The sequence below is a fragment of the Exiguobacterium sp. s193 genome, from assembly GCF_018618755.1.
In the GTDB taxonomy this organism is placed as follows: domain Bacteria; phylum Bacillota; class Bacilli; order Exiguobacteriales; family Exiguobacteriaceae; genus Exiguobacterium_A.
The window spans coordinates 76,706-92,837 of sequence record NZ_JACSMR010000010.1; the positions used below are offsets into that span (position 1 = coordinate 76,706).

The window sequence follows — 16,132 nt, forward strand, 5'->3', positions numbered from 1 at the left end:
GACGGTTTTGTGAGAAGCACTTTACTCGACAAAATTGCTAACGTTCACTATTATAGACAACAGTTATCCACGTTATACAGAAAGGACGAATTACCATGCAAATGAAAACCGGAGTCGAACAATCCGTCTACGCGATGCTGTTACTGACCTTTTTGCCGGAGAAAGGACTTTTACCCGGTGAGTTCATCAGTCAGCAGCTCGGCGCTTCACCGACGTACTTTCAAAAACTATTACGTAAACTCGTCAGTGCCGACCTCCTCCTGTCTGTCCCGGGGGTCAAAGGCGGTTTCCGTCTGAATCAACCTTCCGACCGGATTCGCATCTTTGACGTCTACGAAGCCATCGAAGGAAAACAATCCCTTTATGCTTCAAGTGGTGTCTTTGAAGACTTAATGGGCATCAAGGAACAGAACGTCCGTCTCTTGTCGAACTTGATGACGGAAGCAGAAGACGCTTGGCAATCGACCTTAAAACGCGAAACAATCGGGTCGCTCCGACAGGAAATCGATCGGAACTGTCCCTCTGACCACTTAACGACATTGCAAGCCTTGATCGAACAACAAATGATTCGCAACTAAAAGGAGACTTATTCATGACTACACTTGACCGCTACTTTGATTTATTTGACGCTTCCCGGACCGACGAACAAGCTTTTAGTGACCTCGTTTCCCTCTTTTCGGACGACATCACGTTCGTCCTGAACGGACACGAGCAACATGGCATCGACGCCTGGAAAAACTTCGTCCGGATGGTCTTCACTGCCAACCAGGACATCAAACATATGTATGAAGCCTGGCTGCCGTCAGCAGATGCCGATACATTCGAGACACGCTGGGCCGTCTGCGGCAAGCGGGCTGACGGAACGGTCTTCACGCAGGACGGGACGGATATCGCCCGCCTTGATGCGGACGGAAAAATCGTCTATCTTGCGAATGTGCCGGATGATGCGAAGATGTTCAACAATTACAACGACTAACCAAAAGAGACCGTTCTCCATTCGGAACGGTCTCTTCAGACTGAAGACAAAGTGCAATTTTTCTCTAACGAGAAGGATTGCGCTTTTTTTGTTCACCTCGAATCGTTTTCCTGGGACAAGCATCGCGCCGCTTCAAGCGATGCTTACCATTGCCTTGAACCCAAAAAAAATCACGAATTGGTTTTGGGATTCCTTAACATGTAGTGTCAAGACATACAACAAACTGAAAAGACCGTTCCCCACTCGGAACGGTCTCTTTTTGAAGTCACCCACTTATAAGTTTGCTGCCTTGAACGTGTCGCCACCTTCAATCGTTCCGTTATCAAAACCTTTTTGGAACCAGCTTTTTCGTTGTTTCGATGTCCCGTGCGTAAAACTTTCCGGTACGACATATCCTTGCCCTTTTTTCTGAAGCGTATCGTCCCCGACAGCATTGGCAGCACCCAGTGCTTCGTCGAGATCTCCTTCTTCTAACAAGTTTTCGCCTTGAGCATGATGCGCCCAAACACCGGCATAATAATCAGCCTGCAGTTCGAAGCGGACGAGATACTTATTGAATTTTTCTTCACTCATCTTTTGGCGGAGCGGCATGATTTCGTCTGATGTCCCAAGTAGCGTCTGGACGTGGTGTCCGACTTCGTGGGCAATGACGTAAGCCATCGCAAAGTCGCCAGGTGCCCCGTATTTAGTTTGTAATTCATCATAAAAGCTCAAATCAATGTATAATTTCTGATCACCCGGACAATAAAAAGGACCGACTGATTTTCCGGCTTGTCCACACGCGGAACTGACTTGATCGGTATAAAGGACGAGTGTCGGTTCTTTGTAGGTCATCCCGTCTTGTTTGAATTCCTTCGTCCAGACCCGTTCCGTATCGGCGAGCACGACCGAAACAAAGTCGGCAGCTTCTTTTTCTTTCGCTGTTTCTTGATAATTTGAGTTCGTACCGCTTTCTGAACCGGATAAATCACCGAGCAAATCAGCCGGATTCCCACCCATCAACGTCACGACGATCAAGATGATGATTCCGAGTCCACCCCCAATTCCGGCGACTCCTTTCCCGCCCATCCCCCGACGGTCTTCTACGTTCGAGCTTCGTTCTCTTCCCTTCCACTTCATGCGTTTTCCTCCTACAAATTTCGATGTTTTTATATACCCGTTCCGGCATTGGTTCATGCACATTCTTTTAGAAAAATAATGAATGTGCGAATAACTTTTTTTCCCACTCAACAAACGTTCTGGCGCGACCGATAGTCTTGATACGCTTAACAAAACAAGAAACTGTTTTGTTTTACTTTCAACTAGAAATCGGAGGAATTTTATTTTATGAAACGTCGTCATCAACTCATGCTCGGCATCACGTCTCTTATCGTCGTTTTATCCTTGCTTGTCCACGGGCTCCATCGTTTCACGGCGTTCGGAGAAGGGATTTCCGAATTGCGTGGAACCCACCTTGCATCATTCGCGACATTAACGGTAATCGCCGTAATCCCTGTGCTGTTTCTAATCGGTGCTTTTATCCTTTACCGCCTTCATCCGAAGGGTAAGCACGTCGCTCTACTCCTGACGCTATCCCTCACCTTGACGAGTATGTCGATCGTTGCTGGTGGAGAAGGACTCGTCGAATATCACTTCTCGATTTTCATGGTCTTGGCATTGATTGCCTACTTCCGTCGGATTGACTTAATTTTAATCAGCACGGTGTTATTCGCGATTCAACATTTTGCCGGGTTCTTTTTGGCCCCGACTTTGATTTGCGGCACAAACGATTATCCGTTTAGCTTATTGATGATTCACGCTGTGTTCTTACTCTTGACGAGTGGTGCTCTCATCATTCAAATATCCGTCCAAAACCGGGAACGTCAGGCTGCGATGACACGTGAAACAGAAGCTGATGCGCTGATCACGAATGTCAGCCAACAAATCGAAGCCCTCGTCAGTCATTTAAAAACTAATACGACACACTTAAAACAAGCGGCAGCGAACTCTGTTGTCGTGACGAATCAAATCGCTGCTGCCATCGAACCGATCGTCGACTCAGCCGATGGACAACATCAATCGATGCAACACGGGACCAACCAGCTGCAACAAGTCAATCAAGCCATCGCGACGATTCAAGCACAGATGGCCGCAACGGCAGAGACGGCAGTCCGAATGACGGAAACGGCCCGTGGCGGGAACGACGAGATGCAGTTGATGGAGCAACGGGTCGAAGCGATGGTCGAAGCGACGAATCGCTTAAACCAATCGGTCGAGGCGATGACGGGACGCTCTGATAAAATCCAAACGATTCTCGCGAGCCTTGAAGCGATTGCCGGGCAAACGAACTTGCTTGCACTCAACGCAGCTATCGAAGCAGCACGGGCTGGTGAAGCGGGACGTGGGTTTGCCGTCGTCGCAACCGAGGTCGGTCATCTCGCCGTCCAGTCGCGGAGCTACGCAAATGAAGTCACGGACGTCTTGCATGCCCTCGTCGAGGATACGGAACAAATCAAAACGACGGCTCAAGCCTATGCCGATACGCTGACGGAAAACCGACAAATGACGCAACGGGTCGGTCAGACGTTCGCGGATATCACAGGGATGATCCAACATGTCGAACAGAGCATCTGTTCCATTCAAACGGCACGTCAAGGTGTCGGCACACAGATGCTTGATATCGGAGAACGGATGGATACGACACGTGTCGCTTCGCTTGAGGTGCGTCGCGGGATTGAATCGACAGCTGCCGGACTGCAAGAACAAGCCGGCGTCCAACACGAATTCGAGACGATGACCGAATCACTCGATCAGATGACGGATTCACTTGAACTGCTCGTCGATGAATTGACGAACCACGTCGAACGATCATAAACGTTCCGTCCTGGACAAACCAAAACACCGATGCTCCCGTTTTTCATACGGAAGCATCGGTGTTTTCTGTATGTAGGCTTCTCTTTCATAACAACAAGACAATAGCTCTCCAACTTTCATAAGAGGTTGTCTACCGTCTGGAACCAATTGTCTATTTTTAAAAATCACACAAATCATTTCTAGGAATCCCACCTCTCTACACCGAATAACTAGTAAGACTGACCTTTTTTAGAGAGGAGTTCTTTGATGCAGATTTTCGTTAAACAGCTGAGGGGTTCTTTCATCCGGTTCGGACGGACGTACTGGAAAGATGCCACCGTTTTATCAGGTGTCCTCCTCGTCATTTTCTTATACGGGGCAGCCCTCTTTCGACCCGGGATGGTCGTCTTCAGTGATATGTCGTTTGGGTTATCTTCGAATCGGTATTTAGAAGAGATCTTCGGCGCCTGGAATAACCGGTGGAGTACGACGACGCTCCTCAACGTCCCACGCCTGCTCTATATTTTCCCATTTTATCTGTTAAGTCTAGCATTCGGCGCTTCTGGCCCGATTTTGATTAAATCGTTTATTTTCGGACTGTTGATTGTTTCAGCCGTCTCGATGTTCGCCTTGACGAAACGGTTACACTCCGTTTATGTCTCGGCACATTTTTCACTGTTATCACTCGTCGCATTTGGAATCGCGGCATTATTTTACGCCTTGAATCCTTGGATCATCACCCGCATCCAGCACATCTATCTCTTATGTGGCTATTCCGTTTTTCCACTTGCCTTGCTGTTGTTCCTAAATATTTTTGACCCGAAGTTCCGTCAACAGTTGAACCCGAATTTCACGCTGTCGGGACGTCTGACGCGACGAACATGGATTGATCTCGTCGGACTCGCTGTCATTTTCGCTTTCATGGCAGGTGGCATCCATTACTTTTTCTTTTCGTTGATTTACATGGGCATCATGGTCGGATTGATTTTCCTGAAGACATTTTGGACACACCGTAAGGAGAACATCGTCAAACCCTTGATCGGATTTTATGTCCGGTCGACGGTTGCTTTCGGATTGATTTTTCTTTTATTTAATTCCTACTGGTTCTTTATGTACGTCGGTTCGATTTTGACCGGATCACAAGCTTCCCAGCACAACATCAACGTCTCCGATACATTGATGTTGTTCAGCCGGAACTCGTCCTGGTCAAACGTCTTGTATTTGACGAGCTACTGGTGGCCGATGTTCGATTTGACGACGCTTCCTCTCAGTTTTTGGCTTGGCGGCGGTCTCATTCTCTTGTTGATTCTGCTCGGAGCACTCGTCTCGTACCGCCAACCGATTCACTTATTCTTCACCGGACTCAGTTTGCCGTTGATCGTCTTTGCGACCGGCACCCATGAACAGGTCGCTGATTTCTTCGTCCTGTTCGTCACGAAAACCCCTTTGATCGGGGCGATGTTCCGTGACCCGAACAAACTAGTTGGTCTCTTGATGGTCAGTTACAGCCTGTTGCTTGCGTCGAGTCTCGCGACGATTTTTAATCGCCCTTCGAAGACGCTCCCGCTCCCGTTGTACCGGACACTTGCAATCGGCATCACGGTCGTCGCACTCAGTCTGTTTTTCTTACCTTACCGCAGTGTCTACATGGAAGGGTTTTATCGTCCCGTGACGATGCCAAAAGAATATACGACCGTCCACTCCTTGATTGACGGCAAGTGGCTCCAATTTCCGATCGCAGACGAGATGACACAACCAGGAACGGGTGTTGCGACGCCGACCTGGAACAAAAATCCGAATCCGGACGGAGAAGTGAAGGCGACGGGTGACGTTCAAGTGTACGGGTCGCAGGCTGACACGGTCTTTCATCACGAGGGCTCTTCTCCGACAATCGGTTATATGATGACGTTCTTGCAGTATCTACTCGATACAGGTCGGTCCGACCAAGCCGGACAAATCGCCAAGGCGTTCGGACTCGAGCAGTTCGCCTACCGGACCGAATATGCCGGGATGGCAGAACGGCAAGCCTTTAATAAACAATTACTCAAAACACAACATGATTTACTCGCGACAAAACAAGTCGGCTTATTCACATTGTTCGATTTAATCGAACCACTCGACACACGGACCGTGCCACAATTGATTTTGACGCCGTACGGGCTCGAACGCTCCGTTACGTTCTCGACACTTGACGGTTATTCGCTTGGCGCACAGTCGATTCTCTATGCGACACAGGCGCACCAAGACGGATTGGCATGGCTAAAACAAGATGACATCATCGAGATGGCGGAAGAAAACGATTTGCTGTTGAGCCAAGTTCCGGATGCTTATTTTTGGAAACCGTTCAACGCCATCGATTCTGCCAACTCCTTTTTAAACTGGGGGAAAACGTTTTTAGCGAACAGCGATTGGCGTTGGTACCTCCGGACGCAAGGTATCACGAATCCGTCGTTTGATCTCGACTTCGGGGACGGCATCGGGCTTTCGTTTGCCTCTGCAAAGATTGACGCCCCGGTCTATAAGCTCGATCAGTTAAAAACGAAACAAGTTGCTTCGTTCAACTCGATGCTCGAAGATGAAACATTCTTTAAAGCTGATAACCCGGACATCGTCGACCTGTCACCGAACCCCTTATCTAAGGAAAACAACTTACCCGTCCTGCGGGCGGAAGTCGCGGAAGGAGACCCGAAATACATCTGGCAAGTCGCGAAGTCCGGGAAGCTGAAAGCATTACCGAACAATGCTTACCGCTTCGATATCACCGCTTCCGGACGTGGTGTCGACCGCCTGCACGTCAAGGTCCGCTTTTACGATGCGAAGGACCGTGAGTTGAATCAGACTTACGTCGTTGCTCCGCGAGACTCGGGTGACGTCGACGCGATTCACTTACAAGGCGAATATGTCACGCCGAAGGACGCGAAAACGATGCGGATTGATTTGCTGAGCTTCCAGCGTCCGGAACGAAAGACATATTGGTGGGTCCATGACATCAAGATTTACAGTTTTGAGGATTACATGGTCCCGAACACGATTGAAATGACGAAGGATACCGCTCGCGGTCGTTACGCCGGGTACGCTCGCGTGCTCCTGAATAAAAACGGTGGACAACTCGACTTTGAATTTAACGGACAAAAAATTCCAATCAATACGAAACAGACGGCAGGTGCCAAGCTCGTGTGGGTACCGCTCGGAAATCTCGTCGCTAAAGGAAAGAGCTCGACGTTACGCATCACGAACACGCTTGGCTTCAATGCGATTCAAAACATCGTCTTGATTCCGAAACCCGAGTTGACGAAGCTTACGGAGCAGCTCGACGAAAAACTGCCCATCACAAAAACCATGATGGTGCTCGAAGCGGAGACCGCCTTCGACTATACGGGACATATTCAGTCTGAGCGAAACTATCCGGGGCTGAGCTTCGGAAAAGGAATCGCGGCACAGCGTGGAACCTTGCAACGTTCAATCGATATCCGGGAGGATGGAAATTACGAAATTCAACTGAAAGCGACCCGACCGACGAATCCGAAAGGTCGGCTGACCGTTTTGATCCGCAACGAGACGGATGTCGTCTATCGGCGTGTCTTGACTGCTTCCGACTTTAAAGCGGCCGATATCCGAAAGACGGATCTCGGTAAAAATACGATTACGTTTGACCCGCTGCACCGGGATTTCGCGTACCAGCTCGAATCCTTGCCGGACGTCTACCGTGCGCTCCATCAAATCACCCTCGAAGATATTCCGTTAGTAAGCGGACGGTATGAGATTGAGCTCACCTATTCAAGCGCTGTCCCGTCCCTCGTCACGATGGATGATTTGCATAAGTTCGACCCGAATGAGATCGTGACCGATAAACCACTGGCGGAGCCGGAAGCCGCCGCCAACTGTGCAACGTGCGTCTCGATCACTGAGGACATGTTCCGCGACAGTGAACGGGACGGCGTCTATACGATTGACTATGATCCGACCTGTTCCTGTGATTGGTACATCTATGCATCACAAAAGGTCAAGGCAAAACCGAACCACGAGTATTTGCTACAGTTCGATGCGGTCAGTCAAAATGTCCGCCAGCGTCACTTGAAGGTCTATTACCTCGATGCGGACGACCGTGTCATCGGAACGGACTTCATCAATGAAGTTGAAGAAGATAAGAAAAGCCGCTGGAATCACTATGAACAGATTTTGATTCCACCGAAAAAGGCGGTCCGGATGCAACTTCATATCTGGACGCGGGGAAATGAAAAGACGGCTGGCAAACTCAAGCTGAAAAACCTTGAATTTCTGCCATACGAAAAATTGATTCTCGTCGATCAATTCATGGTGGCAGAACAGACGGGCACGCCGTTGTTCGCAACAGCAGCGCCCGAGACGCTATCGGTCGACAAGTCATGGATGAGCCGACAACTCACGAGCAAGGACACGCTCGGTCGCTTCACCGTCAACGACTCCCCGACACCGCTGTTCGAACTAAAGGATGGTGTCGCCCCGATGCGAGGGAACATCGCCCTCAACGGCGTCAGTCAGCTGTACCGTTCGTCCCAAAAAGAAGCGGCTGTGACTGTTGTCTTACGTCCGATTTATTACGGGGGACTTGGTCTACTGATACTCGCTTTCCCACTCAGTTTTTTGATTATCTGGTGGATGACGGGACGGCGACCGGAAACATGGCGGACGCGTCTGCGACATCGTTTTTCGTTCCGTCCGTCGTTTAGAAATCCTTTCAAAAAAGAACGCTAACCAAAACCCGCCTTGCCTCTATGTTTCTAGAGTCAGGCGGGTTTTATCAATGATGCCGTTTATAAAGCAGTGCCATCGTCTTCAAGAAGGCGAGGGAATCCTTGACGATATTGACGTGTGACCCTTCCCGCTCAATGCAGGTCACGGGCTGTTGGAAGACTCGGAGACGTTCCTTTTTGGCGGCATACATCAATTCTAAGTCGATTGCCAGTCCACTTTCGACATGGAGATACGGTAAAATCCGGTGGACGACCCGGCGGTTGATGATTTTGAGTCCGGTCTGGGAATCGGTGACCCCCTTCGGTAAGAAGGGTCGCGTGACGTTCCGTTTCGCGAAACTGAGCAGCCGCCTTACCATCCCCCGGTCCTCAATCGTCAAATCCTTTGTTCCGGTGACGAGATCGTAATATCCTTCCTGTGCAATCGTCAACAGGCGGGATATGTCTTCAATCTTAAAGGAGTTATCCGCATCAACGAACACATAATAATCGCTTGAGATGTTTTTCATCCCTTCGATGAATAAGCCGGCTTTCCGTGTATTGTGCTCGACCTGGTGCACTTCGAGGTATCCCACCGTAAAGAGGGTATCTGTCGCTTCCATGACGATTGAACGATAATCATGGAGCAAATCCTGCGAGCGGTCAGACGATGCATCATCAAAGAAATTGATCGACGCTTGAATATAATCTTCACTGACGAGCGCGGCGAGACTCTCTAAAAATTCTTTGACATGCCCAAAACGTTTCTCTTCGTTAAATATTGGTAATATAAAGGCTATAGTATCTTTTAAAATGGGATATTCAGGGTGAAGCAAATGTTGAATTTCAGCGAACAATTCATTTGGATAGGACGGGCGATAAGAAAAGATACGGAAGACACCATCCCCGTGAATTTCCTGGTACGGAAAATCCCCCTTCATCCGGACGACATCTTTAATGACGAGAATCTTAGCGCGTGGTCTGCCATCACGAATTTGATTGATGACTTGGATTTGATCCTCACGCTTCAAATAGTCGATGATGTAGAGTTTAATATTATGCTCACTTTCCGCCTCTTTGACTTCCGTCAATGCAATTTGTTCGAAAGAAGCAGGACACTTGCCCGGTTGTGTGTAAAGTAGTACTGAATAGTACGAAATCAATGACTCATAGGGAATTTGCCGTGCTTGATCGCTAAAGACTGCAATATGACCTGGATTCATTCACTATCATCCTTTCCGTTTCACGCAAATCGATCGACTGGAGGGGTTACATTGACAAGCTTTTTAAACCGTCATGCGGTCATTTTGATCTTTCCGCTACTTGATGTCTTATTGAACGTCGTCAACTATGCCTATCATTTGTTACTCGCCCGAGAGTTATCGAGCGTCGATTATGGACTACTCAACGCGTACCTCGCTCTACTTGGATTATTGTTGATTATCGGTAGTGCTCTACAATGGACTGTCACCCGTGACCTCAGCCAGCGCCTGAACAATCAATACCGTCAGTTACGTCTTCGCTTACTTCTGTACACCGGATTCATCTTACTTATTTTAATGTACGTATTACCATTCATTCTACCTTTTACCAAAATAAACCTTCTTCTAATCACACTTACAATCTTAATCCATATCCTGCTATCGTTTCGGCGGGGTGTTCTTCAAGCAGAAGAACGGTTTTATGCGTTGAATTTTTCCTACTACGTCGAGTCGGTCGTCAAGGTAGCGGCCACGTGGGTTTTCTTAAGCTACACCGACGTCACGCTCGCCCTATTCTTCATTTTGCTCGGAATGATTCTCGCGTATCTCAGCAGTTTGGTGCAAGTATCATTTCCAGCAAGCTCCGGCAAGACGAAATGGCACGGATTGACCCATATGATCCATACCCAAGTCGTCATGACGCTGTTCTTTACACTCGACAGCCTGCTCGTCACCCGCTTCTTCCCGACGCTCGCAGGGGATTACTCCGTCGCCCTCCGGTTCGGTCAATTGCTGTTGTTCGTCGCGCTTTCACTTTCTCAGTTACTTTTACCACGACTCAGCAGTTTGAATCAGTCGGATACGTTCATCGCATGGGAACGAAAACTGTATTTTTTGATTGTCGGTGGACTTGCCTGTTCCGTCCTCTTCTACTTCCTCGCCGTTCCGTACTTGATTCCGATTTTATTCGGAGACGGGTATGAACAATCGGGACAATATGTAAAATATATGGCACTCGTCTATGCGGGGATCACTCTGATTCAATACGAAGCACTCGTTCAATTTTCCTTACACCGGACCGGCTACTTAAAGTGGTACTGGGGCATCTTAGTCGTACTTGTCCTTTCCTTACTCTTGTTCCGCCAGACGATTGAAATCTGGTTGACGGCGCAAGTCATCGTCTTTCTCGCAAGTGCCGTTTTCCTACGGCTCATCTTACAAAAACACCGCGTACCGACTACTACTTTGAAGGAGGAAGACGAATGAAACCACATCTCTTATTCTTATCCTGGCGTGACATCAAGCACCCGAAAGCAGGTGGTGCGGAAGTCTTCACACACGAGATGCTCAAACGTGTCGCGGATGATTACCAAATCACACATATCTCGCCTCGCTTCGAAGGGGGACATGATGTCGAATTCCTCGACGGCGTCACCTACATCCGGCGCGGAACGCTCTCAACCGTCATTCCTTATGCCTTCAGTTATTACCAAACGCACGCGGCGACGATCGACCTTGTCGTCGATCAAGTCAACACCCATCAATTTTTTACGCCCCTTTACGTACCACGGGCGAAACGCGTCTTGTTCATTCATCAATTGACGCGTGAAATTTGGAACATCAACGTTAAACAACCCTATGCCTGGTTAGGAGAGCGGACGGAGACTCCACGCCTCCGTCTCTACCGAAACGATTTAGCTCTGACTGTCAGCAAGTCGACGGCGGACGACTTGATCGACATCGGCTTTACACCGGAACACGTCACGATTTTGCCCGAGGGACTCGACTTCGTTCCGTGGCCGAAAGAGCAGTGGCAAGCAAAAGAAGCGAATCCGACCTTCCTTTATGTCGGGCGCATGTCTGCCTATAAAGGAATCAACGATGCGATCAAAGCGTTCGTGACGCTGAAACAAGAATTTCCTGCCGCCCGCTTTTGGGTAATCGGTAAAAAAGATGACGCCTATATCGAAAACGAACTGAATCCACTTGTTCCGGAAGAGATGCGGCAAGATATCACGTACTTCGGATTCGTCAGTGCAGAGGAGAAGCTCGAACGGATGAGTCGGGCGACGGCCCTGCTGTTCCCGTCAAAACGGGAGGGTTGGGGATTGACCGTCAGTGAAGCAGCGGCTGTCGGAACACCGACGATCGTCTACGATGCCCCGGGACTACGGGACGCCGTCCAGTATGGGTTAGCCGGTTACTTAGCGACTGCACAGACGCCAGGTGCGTTAGCGATTGAAATGCGGTCGTGTATTCAGGACCCGGCACAGTACGAAGCGATTCAATTTGCCGCCCACCGTTTTGCGAAGACGCTGCACTGGGATAATACCGGACACCGTTTTCGAGAATGGCTCGATACCGTACTTGTCCCATCACAATTCAAGGAGGAATATGAATGATTGGAATCGCCATGTCGACGTATGAAAATGAAGCCATCATCCATGAAACGATTACTTCGCTCAAGCTCCAACAAGCAGCATTCCGGTGCGTCATCGCTGACGATGGTTCGACTGACGGCACCGTCGCCTTGATGCGCCAGATGACGGAAGGTGATGAACGGTTCGAAGTCGTCGCCCTCCCACATGGTGAGCGCGGCATCGCCCGAAAAACAGCCATCGACCGTTTGAAGGCGTTGAACGTCTCGTATCTCTATGTCATCGATTCCGATATGGTCCTCGCAGATGGTCTACTGAAAAGTTGCCTGCTCTATCTCGAGGCCCACCCGTCCATCGGAGCCCTGATCATTCCGGAACAGGCTTACAGTGACTATTCGAACTATTTCAGTCAGGTCAAAGTATTTGAACGTAACCTTTTTAACGTACCGGACGACCGAATTGATGCCAACTCGATTGAGGCAGCCCGTTTTTGGCGACTTGCCGCCTATGTTCAGTCAGGTGAAATCGATCCGACCCAAATCAGCTTCGAAGAGACACAACCGACAATCCGTTACCTCGAACAAGGCGGGGAAATCCGCCGGGCGACGTTCACCCACGTCCGACACAACGAAAAACAGGTCGAACTCGCCGACCTGCTGAAGAAAAAACGCTATTATTTTGACGTCATGCCGACGACACTCGCAAGTGAAGACGGCGGCTTTTTAAAAGCCCTCAAACGCTGGTACTTCTTCCGTCCGGTTCTCTATCATCCGACAAATATGAAGAAGTACGTCACGCATCCGAAGTTGACGGCTGGTGTGATCTACATGTATGTCCGCCTCAGCTTAATCGGCGTCAGTTCCCTTCTCTTCAAACGGGCTTCATGATCATTTTCGTGACCGACTGATACAAGATATACGTCCCGAATTGCGTCGGAAATTCAAGCCGGCGCAATCCATCTTTTTCTTCGTCACTCGGTGCATTTTTGTCTGCAAGATTAAGTTCACGCTGACCGATGATCGTCCCATCTTCAAAGAACAAGCAATACGGGCGGTTCGAGTTCAGCAAGACTTCATTAAAAGCCGTCGAAATGATTGTTTTACGTGACTTCAGCTCAACGACTTCTGCCCCAATTTTCTCAAGAATCCCTAAAATCGTCGCATCAACCCTCAAAGGTTTCGTCATCAAACGACTGATGTTACCCGAGTTGACCGCTGCGAGCAACGTATGGATTTGGACATAATCCGTCAAGACGACTTGGCGGATGACCGGATACTCGAGCGTCACCTGCTTCAAAAGTTCGACACCGTCCATTTTCGGTAAACGCAGTTCCGTGATCACGACATCGATGTCGTATTGTTCCAGCAAGTCCAGTGCTTCTTCCGCTGATCCTGCTTCCATGACGGCTTGCTGATGTGCAAGCAACTTTCGTTGTAAAATTTTCCGAGTCGGCTCATGTGGATCTACCAATAAATAAAGTGCCATGTATAAATACCCCCATTTTTTTATCGAAAGGATGGATGACAATGTATATTCTCTTATTATCTGGTGGTTCGGGAAAACGGCTGTGGCCGCTTTCGAATGATTTAAGCTCGAAACAATTTTTACGAATTTTAGAAGATAACCAAGGACAAAAACAATCGATGATGGAACGTGTGTTTCTTCAATTACAGGAGGTCGGTTTATCCGAACGGACGGTCATCACAACGACAGAAGCACAGCTCGATGCAATCGAACATCAGCTTGGTCAGGATGTCGCCGTCATCTGTGAACCTTCGCGCCGCGATACGTTCCCCGCTATCATGCTCGCGACAAGCTACTTGGCGGAAATCGTCGATCCGACGGAAACGATCGTCATCATGCCTGTCGACCCGTACGTCGATACCTCATTCTTCGAGACGTTCACAGCACTCGACGAAGCCGTCCATGCCCATCCGGAGGCGTTACATTTGATGGGGGTCGAACCGCTGCATCCGACGCCGAAATATGGCTACATCATACCGGAGACGGGAGACAAGATGGCACGCGTCAAAAAGTTCCAAGAAAAACCGACGACGGCTGTTGCGGAACAGTTGATTCAAGAAGGTGCCCTTTGGAACTGCGGTGTTTTCGCCTGCCAACTCAGTTTCCTGATGAAGCAATTGACTGCGCAAGATGTCCCGACCGCATACCGTGACCTCCTTGCCTCCTACGATGCTTTGGAGAAAACCTCATTTGACTATGCGATCGTCGAAAAAACGGAATCGATTTATGTCCATCGCTATGAAGGCTACTGGAAGGACCTCGGAACGTGGAACACGTTGACGGAAGAAATGCCAAGTGTTCTTCATGGCAATGCACGAATCTTGAAGTCGAAGAACACCCATATCGTCAACGAACTTCAAATTCCGGTGCTCGGTATCGGCTTAGAGGATCTCGTCGTATCGGTCAGCCCGGACGGCGTTCTCGTCTCTTCAAAAGACGAGACCCCGCACTTAAAAGAATACCTTGTCGACCAAGACCTTCCTCCTCAATTCGAGTGGAAACGTTGGGGTTACGCGACAATTTTGCATCAACAATTACTTGATGACGGACGCTACGCCGTTACACGTCGTCTGCACATCAAGGCGGACCAAATGATCAGTCACCATTACCATGAACATACAGATTCGACATGGAGCATCCTTAAAGGACGGGCCGAAGCCATCATCGATGGGGAACAGCAACTCCTCGGACCGACGTCTGTCGTCCACATTCCGCAAGGTGTCCCGCATACGTTAAAGACACTCGACGATTTGATCATGATTGAAGTCAAATACTCCGTCGATTGGACGGAAGAAGATAACTATCCTCTACCCATTTCGTTACGTTCTAAAGGATAACCTTTCTTTTCGCTTCATAATAATTAAGTGTAAACTCCCTCGTATTGACGGAAGTTTACACTTTTTTTTGATTGCCCAGTCTTCAGTCAGCGCGGAAACACTTCGCTCGTCACGAATTCGACCTCCCCGGTGATGAAAAAGTCACCACTCGCCCGCGGAATAAAAAAATGTTCTCCTTTTTTGATTATCCGGCTCGTTTCATCCTGACGAACGACGGCTTCCCCATCGACAACGGACAGTAAACGAAACACTTCGTGATTTTTAAGGAGATAATCCGCCCCCGTCACGTGATGGCGGATGATTGTAAAACAGGGCGCTTCAAGCAGTGTCGTCTTGATTCCCGAAGGCATGACTTCCTCCACCGGCTCAAAAATCGCCGGTTCGTCCGGTATCGTCGTGACAGCAATCGCTTTTTCGAGATGCAGTTCCCTTGGATTTCCCTGTTCGTCCAACCGATCGTAATCGTATAACCGATACGTCCGGTCACTCATCTGTTGAATCTCGAGTAAGACAATTCCCGGTCCGAGCGCATGGATCGTTCCGCTCGGGATATAAAGAAAATCACCACGGCGCACTGGAATGTGGCGTAAACAGTTATCCCAGTCCTTCTCTTTCGCACATTGCTTCAGTTCTTCCTGGCATGTCAACGTGTGCCCGAGAATGACTTCCGCCCCTTCATCCGCTTCAAGGACGTACCAGCATTCACTCTTTCCATACGGTTCATTTTCAAGACGTCTTGCCTCTTCGTCATTCGGATGGACTTGAATCGATAAGTAAGAGGAAGAATCCAGCAACTTCACATGTAAAGGAAACGAATCGAGTGCATAGGAGCCAAATAAATCAAGCCGTTGTGATGCCCACAACACATCAAGCGTTTGTCCACGATTCGGTCCTTCGGTCAGACGTGTCAATCCACTAGGATGTGCAGAAACAGCCCAGCATTCTCCGATTTTACCCGTAGGCAAATCGAATTGAAACAACTCCTCGAGACGACGACCACCCCAAATACGTTCTTTGAATACCGGTTCTAATTTATACATCCTAGTAGCGAACTCTTCTGTAGGGAAAGGAGAGACGCCGCACCTCCATTTCTTCAATTCGTTACCTTTCTTTACCCATTTATATACAATTTACAACAAAAATTCTCTATGTTGATTGCAACTTCTTAATG

General features: G+C 48.9%; 12 protein-coding genes. 8 read left to right on the forward strand and 4 right to left on the reverse strand.

What is annotated here, in order from left to right:
- Positions 1-95: 95 nt before the first annotated feature.
- The gene (locus KNQ04_RS12030; RefSeq protein ID WP_214851005.1) at positions 96-578 is read left to right on the forward strand and encodes an Rrf2 family transcriptional regulator; all 483 of its coding nucleotides are present in this window, start codon (positions 96-98) and stop codon (positions 576-578) included.
- A 14-nt stretch (positions 579-592) separates the two neighbouring features.
- A complete protein-coding gene (locus KNQ04_RS12035; RefSeq protein ID WP_214851006.1) occupies positions 593-976 on the forward strand; it encodes a nuclear transport factor 2 family protein in 384 nt (127 codons plus the stop codon).
- A 273-nt stretch (positions 977-1,249) separates the two neighbouring features.
- Here the strand turns inward: KNQ04_RS12035 and ypfJ are convergent, their stop codons facing one another.
- Complete coding sequence (gene ypfJ / locus KNQ04_RS12040; protein WP_214851007.1) at positions 1,250-2,095, reverse strand: KPN_02809 family neutral zinc metallopeptidase; 846 nt, start codon at positions 2,093-2,095, stop codon at positions 1,250-1,252.
- A gap of 207 nt (positions 2,096-2,302) precedes the next feature.
- Here ypfJ and KNQ04_RS12045 point away from each other — a divergent pair, with 207 nt between their 5' ends.
- Positions 2,303-3,829, forward strand: a complete 1,527-nt coding sequence (locus KNQ04_RS12045) for a methyl-accepting chemotaxis protein (RefSeq protein WP_214851008.1) — start codon at positions 2,303-2,305, stop codon at positions 3,827-3,829.
- 246 nt (positions 3,830-4,075) lie between these two features.
- Complete coding sequence (locus tag KNQ04_RS12050; RefSeq protein ID WP_214851009.1) at positions 4,076-8,542, forward strand: YihY/virulence factor BrkB family protein; 4,467 nt, start codon at positions 4,076-4,078, stop codon at positions 8,540-8,542.
- Between the two features lie 46 nt (positions 8,543-8,588).
- On the opposite strand, the gene KNQ04_RS12055 is transcribed toward KNQ04_RS12050, so the two are convergent.
- The gene (locus KNQ04_RS12055) at positions 8,589-9,743 is read right to left on the reverse strand and encodes a glycosyltransferase (protein ID WP_214851011.1); all 1,155 of its coding nucleotides are present in this window, start codon (positions 9,741-9,743) and stop codon (positions 8,589-8,591) included.
- A 51-nt stretch (positions 9,744-9,794) separates the two neighbouring features.
- Here KNQ04_RS12055 and KNQ04_RS12060 point away from each other — a divergent pair, with 51 nt between their 5' ends.
- From KNQ04_RS12060 to KNQ04_RS12070, 3 genes are read left to right on the forward strand one after another with little or no spacing between them, the layout of a single operon-like run.
- Positions 9,795-10,988, forward strand: a complete 1,194-nt coding sequence (locus KNQ04_RS12060; RefSeq protein WP_214851012.1) for a lipopolysaccharide biosynthesis protein — start codon at positions 9,795-9,797, stop codon at positions 10,986-10,988.
- The gene (locus tag KNQ04_RS12065; RefSeq protein ID WP_214851013.1) at positions 10,985-12,124 is read left to right on the forward strand and encodes a glycosyltransferase family 4 protein; all 1,140 of its coding nucleotides are present in this window, start codon (positions 10,985-10,987) and stop codon (positions 12,122-12,124) included. Before KNQ04_RS12060 ends, KNQ04_RS12065 begins: the two co-directional genes overlap by 4 nt.
- Positions 12,121-12,987, forward strand: a complete 867-nt coding sequence (locus tag KNQ04_RS12070) for a glycosyltransferase family 2 protein (protein WP_214851014.1) — start codon at positions 12,121-12,123, stop codon at positions 12,985-12,987. Before KNQ04_RS12065 ends, KNQ04_RS12070 begins: the two co-directional genes overlap by 4 nt.
- Here KNQ04_RS12070 and KNQ04_RS12075 read toward each other — a convergent pair.
- A complete protein-coding gene (locus KNQ04_RS12075) occupies positions 12,971-13,585 on the reverse strand; it encodes a response regulator (protein WP_214851015.1) in 615 nt (204 codons plus the stop codon). The two genes, KNQ04_RS12070 and KNQ04_RS12075, sit on opposite strands and share 17 nt — an antisense overlap.
- A gap of 41 nt (positions 13,586-13,626) precedes the next feature.
- Here KNQ04_RS12075 and KNQ04_RS12080 point away from each other — a divergent pair, with 41 nt between their 5' ends.
- Positions 13,627-14,961, forward strand: coding sequence for a sugar phosphate nucleotidyltransferase (locus KNQ04_RS12080; RefSeq protein WP_214851016.1), 1,335 nt, complete (start codon positions 13,627-13,629; stop codon positions 14,959-14,961).
- Between the two features lie 86 nt (positions 14,962-15,047).
- Here the strand turns inward: KNQ04_RS12080 and KNQ04_RS12085 are convergent, their stop codons facing one another.
- Positions 15,048-16,001: a type I phosphomannose isomerase catalytic subunit gene (locus tag KNQ04_RS12085; RefSeq protein ID WP_214851017.1), complete on the reverse strand. Its 954-nt coding sequence runs from the start codon at positions 15,999-16,001 to the stop codon at positions 15,048-15,050.
- Between the last annotated feature and the right edge of the window lie 131 nt (positions 16,002-16,132).

Bases quoted from the DNA above. Each gene is read 5' to 3' on its own strand.
- KNQ04_RS12055 (WP_214851011.1), bottom strand. From the start codon at position 9,743: ATGAATCCAGGTCATATTGCAGTCTTTAGCGATCAAGCACGGCAAATT.
- KNQ04_RS12065 (WP_214851013.1), top strand. From the start codon at position 10,985: ATGAAACCACATCTCTTATTCTTATCCTGGCGTGACATCAAGCACCCG.
- KNQ04_RS12075 (WP_214851015.1), bottom strand. From the start codon at position 13,585: ATGGCACTTTATTTATTGGTAGATCCACATGAGCCGACTCGGAAAATT.
- KNQ04_RS12035 (WP_214851006.1), top strand. From the start codon at position 593: ATGACTACACTTGACCGCTACTTTGATTTATTTGACGCTTCCCGGACC.
- KNQ04_RS12070 (WP_214851014.1), top strand. From the start codon at position 12,121: ATGATTGGAATCGCCATGTCGACGTATGAAAATGAAGCCATCATCCAT.
- ypfJ (WP_214851007.1), bottom strand. From the start codon at position 2,095: ATGAAGTGGAAGGGAAGAGAACGAAGCTCGAACGTAGAAGACCGTCGG.
- KNQ04_RS12085 (WP_214851017.1), bottom strand. From the start codon at position 16,001: ATGTATAAATTAGAACCGGTATTCAAAGAACGTATTTGGGGTGGTCGT.
- KNQ04_RS12050 (WP_214851009.1), top strand. From the start codon at position 4,076: ATGCAGATTTTCGTTAAACAGCTGAGGGGTTCTTTCATCCGGTTCGGA.
- KNQ04_RS12080 (WP_214851016.1), top strand. From the start codon at position 13,627: ATGTATATTCTCTTATTATCTGGTGGTTCGGGAAAACGGCTGTGGCCG.
- KNQ04_RS12045 (WP_214851008.1), top strand. From the start codon at position 2,303: ATGAAACGTCGTCATCAACTCATGCTCGGCATCACGTCTCTTATCGTC.
- KNQ04_RS12030 (WP_214851005.1), top strand. From the start codon at position 96: ATGCAAATGAAAACCGGAGTCGAACAATCCGTCTACGCGATGCTGTTA.